The following is a 10,540-nucleotide window of genomic DNA, read 5'->3' as shown; positions in this document are numbered from 1 at the left end:
GTGCCGCCTTCCTTGCGGAAGGGCGTCGGCAGCTTGGCGAGCTTCTCCAGCGTGGTGTCGCCGCGCGGATGCTCGTCGATCTCGACGCGGATGGGGTCGCCCTTCCGCTGCGGGATCGAAACCGCGACGATCTCCTTGGCAAGCCGGCCGTTCTGCTGCGCGGCCACGGCCTTCTGCTGCGAACGGACAGCGAAGGCATCCTGATCGGCGCGGCTGATGTTGCAATCGGCCGCGACGTTCTCGCCGGTTTCCGGCATGGAATCAACGCCGTACTGTGCCTTCATCAACGGGTTGATGAAGCGCCAGCCGATAGTGGTGTCATGGATCTCGGCATGGCGCGAGAAGGCGCTGTCGGCCTTGGGCAACACGAAGGGGGCGCGCGACATGCTCTCGACGCCACCCGCGATCATCAATTCGGCCTCGCCTGCCTTGATCGCGCGGGCCGCGGTGATGACGGCGTCCATGCCCGAGCCGCAGAGCCGGTTCATCGTCGTGCCCGGCACCTCCTTGGGCAGGCCCGCAAGCAGCAACGACATGCGCGCGACATTACGGTTGTCCTCGCCCGCCTGGTTGGCGCAGCCGAAGATCACATCGTCAACGGCAGCGAAATCGACGCCCGCATGACGCTCGACCAGGGCCTTCAGCGGCACCGCACCGAGATCGTCCGCCCGCACCGAGGATAGCGACCCGCCGAAACGACCGATGGGCGTGCGGACATAGGCACAGATGAAGGCTTCGCTCATGTCGTCGTTGCTCTGCTTGCTGTCTGTTCGGGTCGGGAGGACGGCCGGAAGCCGCCCTCAGATATCGAAGAAGACCGTCTCGTTCTCGCCCTGCAGGCGGATGTCGAAGGTGTAGACCGGCTTGCCGTCCTCGTCGCCGCGCGTTGCGATCAGCGTCGGCACGCGCACGCGGTGCTCGATGCGGGCGAGCAGCGGGTCGGCCGCATTGGCCTTGTCCTCGTCGCCGAAATAGAGCCGCGTATGCAGGCCGATATTGATGCCGCGCGCCACAATCCAGAAGGTGATGTGCGGCGCCATCGGGCGACCGTCGAAATAGGGGACGATGCCCGGCTTGATCGTCTCGAAGCGATAGACGCCGGTGTTGCCGTCGAGCGGCTGGCGGAACCAGCCGGGAAAATGCGGATCGGCCTCGCCCCGGCGCTCGCCGGGGCCGGGATAGAGCCCCTGCGCATCGGCCTGCCAGATCTCGATCAGCGCGTCCTTGATTGGCGACCCCGTCCCGTCGAAGATGCGGCCGGTGACGACGATGCGCTCACCCTTCACCTCCGGCGACAGCGGCAGCGAGCCGAGATCATGCGGAAAGATGCCCTCGATGCCGGAGAAGTTCGGCGTCGCGCCGATATGGATGTAGGGGCCCGCCGTCTGCGACGGGCTTTCCTTGAGACGGCGCAGAGACTGGACCATCAGTTCCCCTCCATCCGGTTCTCGAACAGGGTCGAGCGCCGGCCACGCAGCACGATATCGAATTTGTAGGCCATCGTGTCCATCGGCAAGGTCGCCTCGCGGTCGAGCCCTGCGACGAGTTGCTCCACCGCCTCGCGGCTCGGGATGCCCATCACGATCGGGCACTGCCAGATCATCGGGTCGCCCTCGAAATACATCTGGGTGATCAAGCGCTGCGCAAAGGCATGGCCGAAAACCGAGAAATGGATGTGCGCCGGGCGCCAATCATTGACCCCGTTCGGCCAGGGATAGGGGCCGGGCTTGATGGTGCGGAACCAATAGCGGCCCTCGTCATCGGTGATGGTGCGCCCGCAGCCGCCGAAATTCGGGTCGATGGCGGCGAGATAGCTTTCCTTCTTGTGGCGGTAGCGGCCGCCGGCATTGGCCTGCCAGAACTCGACCAGCGCGCCGCGCACCGGCCTCGCATCCTCATCCAGCACCTGGCCGTGCACGATGATGCGCGGGCCGATCGGCTCGCCGGTCTGGACGTAGTTGAGGATCAGGTCGTTATCGAGCGGCCCGAGCATGTTGTGGCCGAAGACCGGCCCGGTCATCTCGGAGAGCGTATTGCCGAGCGACAGCAGCGCGTTCTTCGGCGAACGCAGCACCGAGGTCTTGTAGTCCGGCGTAAAGGCCGGCGGATGCCAGCTTCGATCACGCTGGTAGAACGAACCGCCCTGATGGCTCGAATTCTCGTTGCGCATTTGCGGCGCCTCCCTCCGTCGGAGCCTGTCTCGTCAAGCTGAAAGCCAGATTGCGACGAGATCGGCCCACTGTTCTTGATCTTGCTCAATTCAAGGCTTTGCCACGCCCAAGCTGCTGCTCACCGAACGGCCGGAGCGTRGCAGCCGGGCTCAGCCCGCCTTCTCGTTCTCCATCTCCGCATAGACCGCCTTGGCGATCTTGAAAGCGTGATTGGCAGCCGGCACGCCGGCATAGATCGCCACATGCAGCAGCGCTTCCTTGATGTCGTCCATGCTGGCGCCGGTATTGCGCGTGGCCCGGACATGCATCGCGACCTCGTCATGGTGGCCGAGCGCGGCGAGCAGAGCGATGGTCAGCATCGAGCGCTCGCGCTTGCTGATCCTGTCGCCCGACCAGACCGTACCCCAGGCGCTTTCCGTGATCAGCGTCTGGAAGTCTTCGGTGAAGGCGTCGGTATTGGCGACGGCGGCGTCGACATAGCGCTCGCCGAGCACTTTGCGGCGGGTCGCCATGCCCTGTTTGAAACGATCCGATACGTCAGCCACGTCCGTGCTTCTCCAGATGTCCGGTCACCAGCGCGAGTAGCCGGGCGGGCTGCTCGACCGGGGGAATGTGTCCGCAACCCTCGATCAGCGCGAAGCCCGCGCCCGGAATCCGCTGCGCCATCGCCCGCACCAGATCGGGCGGCGTCGAGAGATCGCCATCGCCGGCCACGGCCAGCGTCGGCACCGTGATCGCGCCGATGGCGGCGGTCAGATCGGCCTGGCTCAGCGCCTGGCAGGTCGCGATATAGCCATCGGCAGGCTGGCGGAGCAGCGCATTGCGCCAGCCGGCGAGATCATCCGGCCGCTCGGCATGGAAGGCAGGAGTGAACCAGCGCTCCATGACGGGATCGGCGATGGCGGCAAGCCCGCCCTTGCGGACGGCATCGATACGCGCATTCCAGCTTTCGGCCGTGCCGACCTTCGCGGCGGTATCGGCCAGCACCAGCGCCGCAAGACGCTCCGGCGCGCGCACCGCCAGATCCTGGCCGATCAGCCCGCCGATCGAGAGGCCGACCAGAGCGAAGCGCTCAAGCCCGATATGGTCGGCAAGCCCGATCAGATCATCGGTGAAGTCGGCAATCGCATAAGGCCCCGGTGGTACGTCCGAGAGGCCATGGCCGCGCTTGTCATAGACGAATGCTCCTCCGACTCCGTCTGGTTATGACTGGCGTCGTCGGCGCCCGCCGAGGCAGGCTGCGGCGCGAGCTGCGTGCCGCCGCAGACATGGATGACGTCGCCCGTGATGAAATTCGCACGCGGCGAGGCCAGAAAGGCGATCGCGCCGGCGACATCCTCGGCAGTCCCGAGCCGGCCAAGCGGCGACATCTTGCGGAAGGAAGCGGCCAGCCCCGTGTTCTCCTTCACGATCTTGTCGTTGAAGGGGGTGTTGAGGAAGCTCGGCGCCACCGCGTTGACGCGGATATTGTCGGGGCCGAGCTGCACGGCGAGCACGCGGGTGAGACCGATTAGCCCCGATTTGCTGGAGGTATAGGCGACGCCGGTGCCGGCGAGATAGACCCGCGAGGCGACATTGACGATGCTGCCGCCGCCGCTCCCCTTCATCAAGGGCTGCGCCGCCTGGGCGAGCAGCATCGGCACGGTCAGGTTGAGCGCGAGCACCGCGTTCCAGACCGACAGCTCGACGCTGCCGATGCGCGGAGCTCCGGTCATGCCGGCATTGTTGACGAGGCAGTCGAGCCGCCCGAAGCGCTCCGCCACGCTGTCGATCAGGCGTTGCGAAGCCCCCTCCTCCAGCAGATCGACAGGCTCGGCGACGGCTTCGCCGCCATTGCGGCAGATCTCGTCGCAGATCGCTTGCGTCCGTTCGAGGGCGCGATCCGCCAGCACGACGCGAAAACCGTCCTCGGCCAGCATCCGCGCGGCGGCGGCCCCGACGGCGCCAGCACCGCCGGTGACAAGAGCAAGCTTCATCGCCGTACCTCTTATTTCTGCTGCCAGGGCATGAGCCGGCGCTGCAGCCATTGCAGTGCATAGGTCAGCAGCACGCCGAGGATCATGACGACGACGAGGCCGGCATACATCTTCTCGGGGTTGAGGACCTCCCAGTAATAGAAGGTCATGTAGCCGACGCCCTGCTTGGCGCGGACGAACTCGACCGAGATGATCACGATCATCGCCGTGCCCAGCGCGATGCGCAGGCCGGAGAAGATCACCGGCATGGCGCCGGGCAGGATCACGTGGCGCAGCATCGACCAGCCCTTGGCGCCGTAGTTCTTGCCCGCCATCAGGTAGACCTTGTCGATGCCGCGCACCGCCGCCATCGTGTTGATCGCCATCAGGATGAAGACGGACAGCGCCACCACGAGGATCTTCGGCGCCTCACCGAAGGGGTCGGCGAACATCAGCATCACGATCGGGAAGATCGCGATCTTGGGCAGCACATAGATCGCCGAGAGCGTCGTATCGAGCATCAGCCTGACCGTCTGGTTCAGGCCCATGACCACACCGAGCAAAACGCCCGGAATGGCGCCGAGCACGAAGCCGACGAGGACGCGCGCCACCGTCGCGAAGACATGGCTCTCGGCCACCAGCTTCCAGACGCCGGCCCAGCCCTCGCTATTGAAGGCTTCCGGCATCAACCAGGGCCGGCCGAGCAGGGTCGTGCCGGAGAAGCGATCGTAGCGGGTGCTCAGGTCCCAGAGCGCCGAACCGATCCGGCTCGGCGGCGGGAACCAGGTCGGGTTGATGAAGCCGCTATCGGCAGCGAGCTCCCAGAGCACCAGGACGAGGAGCGGAAAGCCCAGCGCCAGCGTGCGCTCATAGGCGCACCTGCCCTTCACCGGCACCAGCCGGCCGATACGCTCGCAAGCCAGCACCAACAGGACGAAGCTCGCCCCGATCGCCGGCCAGGCAAAATCGCTCCACAGCCCGACGATCGCGAGCGCGGCATTGAGCGCCACGCCTGCGGCGAGCAGGAGAAGGATGGCGCGCGCATCGTTGTTGGCCGCCGGAGAGCCCTTCACAGGCGTCCGGTCGTCACTCGCCGTGATGCCTTCGGTGGATGCGATCGTCATGGCCGTGCCTCCATGGCGCGCGTCACCTCGGCGCTGAGCTTCTCCCAGATCTCGGCCCGGTATTCGGCAAAGCGCGGCGAGTTCTGCATCGCGATGGTGCGCGGGCGCGGCAGGTCGATCTTGAAGGTGGCGAGGTGCCGGCCGGGCTGGGCACTCATCAGGATGACGCGGTCGCCGAGCAGCACGGCCTCGTCGAGGCTATGGGTGATGTAGAGCACGGTCTTCCGGGTCTCTTCCCAGATCCGCAGCAGCTCCTCTTGGATGACGACGCGAGTCTGGGCATCGAGCGCGCCGAGCGGCTCGTCCATCAGCAGCACCTCGGGATCGTTGGCAAGCGCCCGGATGATGCTGACCCGCTGCTTCATGCCGCCCGAGATCTGGTGCGGGTAGTACTCGGAAAACTTGCCCAGGCCCACGCGGTCGAGCCAGTAGCGCGCGGTGTCGAGCCGTTCCTTGCGACCGATACCGCGCATCTGCGGGCCGAAGGCGACGTTCTCGATCAGCGTCTTCCAGGGAAAGATCGCGTATTCCTGGAAGACGACGCTGTTGAGCGGCTTAGCCCTCTCCTGGCCGGGACGGATGTCGATCGAGCCCAGCGAGATCGATTCCAGCCCCGCCACCATCCGCAGGAAGGTCGACTTGCCGCAGCCAGAGGGGCCGACGATGCAGACGAATTCGCCGTCGGCCACGTCGAGGGAGAAATCCTCCAGCGCGACCATGGTGCCGTCGGCCGTGGGATAGTGTTTGCTGACATTGCGCGCGCCGATCTTCGGCGCGGCGATGGCCTGCATGGCGGCGGCATTCATCGGCCGACCCTCCGGGCTCGTTGTTGTTGCATCGATCCTGTCCGAGAACCGCGGTTCAAACGGGCCGGCACGAGCCGGCCCGGCCGCCTCACTTGGCCGGAGCGGCCTTGCCGAGAATCTCGACGGCCTTGGCGACGAAACGGCCATCGATCACCTTCGCCATGTCGAGCGGCTTGTCGTATTCGGTGCGACCGTTCTCACGGTGCACGCGCTCGATATCGGCGAGGCCGTCGGTGGGGATCGCCATATTGGGATCGAAGATCACCGAGCCGCCGTTCTTGATCGCCTCGGGCGTCGAGGCGGTATATTTCAGGTAGCCGTCCATATTGGGCTGGGCGAGGAAGTCGGCGCCCTGCATCAGCCGCGCGGCTTCCGTCATCGCCAGCACGAAGCGTTCGGCCACCTCCGGCCGGTCCTTGATGAACTTGCCCGAGGCGACGAAGGCGACCGTCATCAGGCCGGGCGTGATGTCCTGCATCAGGAGCTTGCCGGTGCCCGCCTTCAGGATCTGGTCGGAATAGGGCGAGGAGGTCAGCACCGCATCGACCGACTTCGCTTCCATCGCCGCCGGCATGTCGGCATTGCCGACATTCAGGAGCTGCGCGTCGCGCAAGGTCAGCTTGGCGCTCTCCAGCGCCTTGCTGACAAAATACTCGCCGCCGCTGCCCGGCCCGCCGGCCGCCGCGATGCGCTTGCCCTTGAGGTCGGCGACCGACTTCACCGCGCCGGAATCGAGCAGGTCCTTGCGGACGATCAGCTTGGTCGGGCCGTCGGTCATCGGATCGAGCCCGCCCGGCGCGATCACGCGGATATCGAGGCCGCGATTCCACGCCGACCAGAGCGAGGCGACGATCGAGATGCCGCCGACATCGACGGAGCCCTTGTCGAGGAAGGCGATCGCCTCGGTGCCGGATTTGACGCTGTCGAGCTGGACGTTGAGCCCGTATTTCTTGAAGAGCCCGCGCGACTCCGCAACATAGGCGGTGGCGAACTTCATGATCGGGACATAGGCGACACGCACGGATTGGGGCGGGTCGAGCGGCTTCGGCGCGGGTGCCTGGGCCAAGGCCGGCGAGCCGGCGAAACCAAAGACCATGGCGACGCAGGCGCTACGCCAGCGAGCAAAACCTTCGAACATCCGTTCCTCCCTTTGGGGACGGCTGCCTGCCGCCTTCCCGTTCGTGTCACGTCTGCGGGCTTCTTCGGCCCGCTCATCCGCTTTCGTCAACCATCCTGAGCGGCGGAAGGCCGTCGTCTCCTAGCTTACAAGCTCCGACACCGCGCTGAGATAGGCTCCCTGAGCTGTAAGGCCCGCCTGCAATTCCGCGATCGGCACCTGCGCCGGCGTCACGCCCCGGTCGGCGGCGATGGCGGCGGCGACGCCCGCCGCATGGCCGGTCAGCCAGCATTGCGGGATCTCGCGCATGAAAGAATGGCTGGTGGCATCGCAGGAGAGATGCCGGCCAGGCGCCAGCAGACCGTCGATCTCGCGCGGCACGATGGAACCGTAGGGAACCGAGATGTTCGCGAATTTCGGTGCGAGCGAGGGCGAGACGCCGATCTCGTCCGGCGCCGTGCTGCCATCCCAGTTCTCGCGGGTGAGCTTGCCCAGCCCCTTGAGGCGCCGGCCGTGCCGGACGCCGAGCTGCGGCGCCGACAACATGATGAAGGCGTCCGAAAAGCCCGGGGCATGGGCGCGGTAGAAGGCGAGATGCTCCAGCATCAGCTGGTGGCTCCTGATCTCGACCTCGGAGAGGTCCTCGACCTTCAGCGCCGAATAGCCGGCGAGACGCGGCCCCATGAAGACGGCGATGTCGTCCCGCCACGAAACCGAGGGCTTGTCGAAGAAGCGCATCGCCTCGCGACCGCGCGCCATGAATTGCGAGAACTGCTCCGGCGTCTCGGCCCGGAAGCGCAGGAAGACCTTCATGTCGACGCCCGCAAACAGCCAGGAGGTGTTCATGCAGCCATGGATGTCGCGGATATCGACCTCGGTGTCGAAGCCGGAGCCGGCGCCGGCATAGAGATCGCCATCGCCCGTCGCGTCGATCGTCACCCGGGCGAGGATCGCGCGCCGGCCCTCCTTGCTCTCGAAGGTGCAACCGGCGACGCGCCGCCCTTCCATCAGCGGACTCGCACCCCAGGCATGGAAGATCGGATGCACGCCGGCCTCCAGCACCATGGCCAGCGATTCCGCCTTGAGCCATTCCGGATCCAGCGTCGGCGCATGAGTGACGGTGTTGTTGAACGCCGCGTTGCGCTGCCCCCAATAGGCGACGCGCTCCGGGTCATGCGAGCCCCATTCCTGCGGCTCCGGCCCAGCGATCTTGTCGCGGGTCAGGCGTGACAGCAATTCCTCGGCGAAACCGCGAATGACGTGCCGGCCCTGCCAGTCGCTCATCCGGTCGATCCAGATGACGAGGCCGCCGGTCGAAAGGCCGCCAAGATGGTTGTAGCGCTCCAGCAGCACCACATCGGCTCCGCGCCGGGCGGCGGCAACGGCAGCCGCCGTGCCGGCAGGCCCGCCGCCGACGACCAGCACGTCGCATTCGGTATGAACAGGCAGTTCGCGCGCCGGCTCTGTGATCGTCTTGTTCGAGAGCCTGCGGCGCTCGAATTTTTCCGTATCGAAGGTCTCGGAGCGGAAGAACAGCCGTCCTCCCTCGCCTTCCATCGAACCCATGATGCGTTTCCTCGGGCTTCGAGGCCGGGCCTTTCCGCACCCGCTTGGGGCGTGAGGGAGGCTCGGCGGCAGTTTCTTGCAAGGAGGATAGTCAAGCCGAACAACGCTGTTCAAATGAATTTGGGAGGCCTATTCATGAGCAATATTGCTCAATCGGGAGCCACATGATGGACGTCGCCGGGCTCGAGGCTTTCATCCAGATTGCCGAATTCGGCAGCTTCCGGCGCGCCGCCGAAGCGATGCGCCTGTCGCAGACGGCACTCAGCCACCGCATCCGCAAGCTCGAGGAGGATGTCGGCGTCACGCTGTTCCAGCGCACGACGCGCAGCCTCGCCTTGACGCGAGCGGGACAGGCGTTCTTCCCGGAGGCGCGCGACGCGCTGCTGCGGCTCAGCAATCTCTACGACAATCTCAAGCGCGAGGGCCGGCAGTCGCAGGAGAAGGTCTCGGTCGGCTGCCTCGGCTCGCTCGGCGAGCATTTCCTGCCGGACGTCCTGCGCGAATTCCGCCAGCGCTACCCGCATGTCTCGGTGACGGTCTTCGACGAACCGGCCGCGGCTTTGCGCGAGCGCGTCTCCTCGGGCGAGGCCCAGTTCGCCCTGACCATCCTCGGCGCGCAGCTCTGGACCCAGAAGTCCCGCGCCCTGTTCGAGGAGGATTTCGTCGCGGCGGTGCCCGCCAGCCATCCGCTGGCGGAACGCGAGGCGCTGACCTGGGCAGATCTCGTCGGCTATCCGCTGGCCCGCGTCGCCACCACGACGAGCCACGGCTTCATGCTGAGCGAAAGCCTCGGCACCTTCGGCGAGAGGCTCGACTGGGCCTATGAGGTCCAGCGCGTCAACATGGCGGTCTGCTTCGTCGCCAACGGCATTGCCGTCACCGTGCTGCCGCGCCTGGCGATCCCGCCGAGCCCGAACCTGCGCATCCTGCCGATCACCGCGCCATCGATCCGGCGCACGGTCGGCATCATCGCGCGCGACGGCGTACCGCTGCCCCGCCCGGCGCAGCATCTGCAACGCATGCTGCTGCACGCAATCGCCCGCCATCCCAAGGGAATTCCCTCCGGTGAGGCTCAGGCCTCCGGTCGGGACAAGGCAACGACGCGGGGAAGCTCCTCCCTGTCGAGCAGATAGGCAAGGTCGTAGGCGGTCCAGCCCGCCCGCCCCGGCGCCAGCTCCTGCGCGTCGAGCACAGGCTCGAGCACGCCGGCGATATCCGCGAGCCGGTTCCGGTCGTAGCATTCGATCATGATCGCCCCGCCATCGGCATAAGCGGCAACGCCGGCCGCCGGCACCGTGAACGGCACGGGCGCGACCGCCGGGTCCTTCTGCAGGACATGGACCGCGCTCGCCACCGTCTCGCGCAGGACATGGTCCGCGATCGCGTCCCAAGCGCCCTCAGTGGCTGAGACATCCGCGAAGGTCGTCGCCATCAGAGCGCTGCCGACGCCGCCGCCGCGGCTCAGTACCGCAAGATGGCCCACACGGAAGAACCCGCGGAAGGAAGGGCGCATGCTGCGCGACCACGGCGTCGGGGTTTCCAACAGCTTCCGATAGGGAGCGCTCGCCAGCACCGCGTTGTCTCCGAGCTCGTAGAGCGTCAGGAATTCCGGCAACGGCCCCTCGCCGCGATGATAGCGGCGGGCGCGCAGCATGCCGGGGATGGCGAGCCGTTCGGGAACATGCTCTCGCGTATGCCAGAGATCGTATTCCGCGCGCCGGTCCGGATCGACCCCGTTCCAGAGCGAAAGCAGCCCGCGCCCTTTCAGCATCGTCCCGCTCCGCCTTGGTCAGCCCCATCC

General features: G+C 66.5%; 12 protein-coding genes. 1 reads left to right on the top strand and 11 read right to left on the bottom strand.

The window, feature by feature from the left end:
• The 10 genes from AB4Y99_RS23350 to AB4Y99_RS23305 all read right to left on the bottom strand — a co-directional run.
• Positions 1-743 (bottom strand): thiolase family protein (locus AB4Y99_RS23350; RefSeq protein ID WP_441525002.1); only part of this gene is annotated, 743 nt, incomplete at its 3' end.
• A gap of 57 nt (positions 744-800) precedes the next feature.
• A complete protein-coding gene (gene pcaG, locus AB4Y99_RS23345) occupies positions 801-1,427 on the bottom strand; it encodes a protocatechuate 3,4-dioxygenase subunit alpha (protein ID WP_441525001.1) in 627 nt (208 codons plus the stop codon).
• Positions 1,427-2,170, bottom strand: coding sequence for a protocatechuate 3,4-dioxygenase subunit beta (gene pcaH / locus AB4Y99_RS23340; RefSeq protein WP_038365669.1), 744 nt, complete (start codon positions 2,168-2,170; stop codon positions 1,427-1,429). The genes pcaG and pcaH overlap by 1 nt, the downstream gene beginning before the upstream one ends.
• A gap of 150 nt (positions 2,171-2,320) precedes the next feature.
• Entirely contained in the window at positions 2,321-2,716 is a 396-nt protein-coding gene (gene pcaC, locus AB4Y99_RS23335) for a 4-carboxymuconolactone decarboxylase (protein ID WP_133563694.1), read from the bottom strand.
• A complete protein-coding gene (locus AB4Y99_RS23330; RefSeq protein WP_441525003.1) occupies positions 2,709-3,296 on the bottom strand; it encodes an alpha/beta fold hydrolase in 588 nt (195 codons plus the stop codon). Before AB4Y99_RS23330 ends, pcaC begins: the two co-directional genes overlap by 8 nt.
• A complete protein-coding gene (locus tag AB4Y99_RS23325; protein ID WP_441525000.1) occupies positions 3,272-4,147 on the bottom strand; it encodes an SDR family NAD(P)-dependent oxidoreductase in 876 nt (291 codons plus the stop codon). Before AB4Y99_RS23325 ends, AB4Y99_RS23330 begins: the two co-directional genes overlap by 25 nt.
• Before the next feature lie 11 nt (positions 4,148-4,158).
• Positions 4,159-5,250 (bottom strand): ABC transporter permease, encoded by a 1,092-nt coding sequence (locus AB4Y99_RS23320; protein ID WP_441524999.1) that lies wholly within the window; start codon positions 5,248-5,250, stop codon positions 4,159-4,161.
• Positions 5,247-6,056 carry an ABC transporter ATP-binding protein gene (locus AB4Y99_RS23315; RefSeq protein ID WP_248311223.1) on the bottom strand — a complete coding sequence of 270 codons (810 nt, stop codon included), beginning with the start codon at positions 6,054-6,056 and terminating at the stop codon, positions 5,247-5,249. Before AB4Y99_RS23315 ends, AB4Y99_RS23320 begins: the two co-directional genes overlap by 4 nt.
• An 88-nt stretch (positions 6,057-6,144) precedes the next feature.
• Entirely contained in the window at positions 6,145-7,194 is a 1,050-nt protein-coding gene (locus tag AB4Y99_RS23310; RefSeq protein ID WP_038365661.1) for an ABC transporter substrate-binding protein, read from the bottom strand.
• A gap of 120 nt (positions 7,195-7,314) precedes the next feature.
• Positions 7,315-8,739 (bottom strand): FAD-dependent oxidoreductase, encoded by a 1,425-nt coding sequence (locus AB4Y99_RS23305; protein ID WP_441524998.1) that lies wholly within the window; start codon positions 8,737-8,739, stop codon positions 7,315-7,317.
• 164 nt (positions 8,740-8,903) lie between these two features.
• Here AB4Y99_RS23305 and AB4Y99_RS23300 point away from each other — a divergent pair, with 164 nt between their 5' ends.
• Positions 8,904-9,872, top strand: a complete 969-nt coding sequence (locus AB4Y99_RS23300) for a LysR family transcriptional regulator (protein ID WP_081925534.1) — start codon at positions 8,904-8,906, stop codon at positions 9,870-9,872.
• On the opposite strand, the gene AB4Y99_RS23295 is transcribed toward AB4Y99_RS23300, so the two are convergent.
• Positions 9,812-10,510, bottom strand: a complete 699-nt coding sequence (locus tag AB4Y99_RS23295) for a hypothetical protein (protein ID WP_441524997.1) — start codon at positions 10,508-10,510, stop codon at positions 9,812-9,814. The genes AB4Y99_RS23300 and AB4Y99_RS23295 overlap by 61 nt on opposite strands.
• Positions 10,511-10,540: the final 30 nt, after the last annotated feature.

It is taken from the genome of Allobosea sp. TAB14 (genome assembly GCF_052113865.1).
Taxonomy (GTDB): Bacteria; Pseudomonadota; Alphaproteobacteria; order Rhizobiales; family Beijerinckiaceae; genus Allobosea; species Allobosea spartocytisi.
Note: the sequence above shows the minus strand (reverse complement) of the source record. Positions and strands in the feature narration are given on the sequence as shown.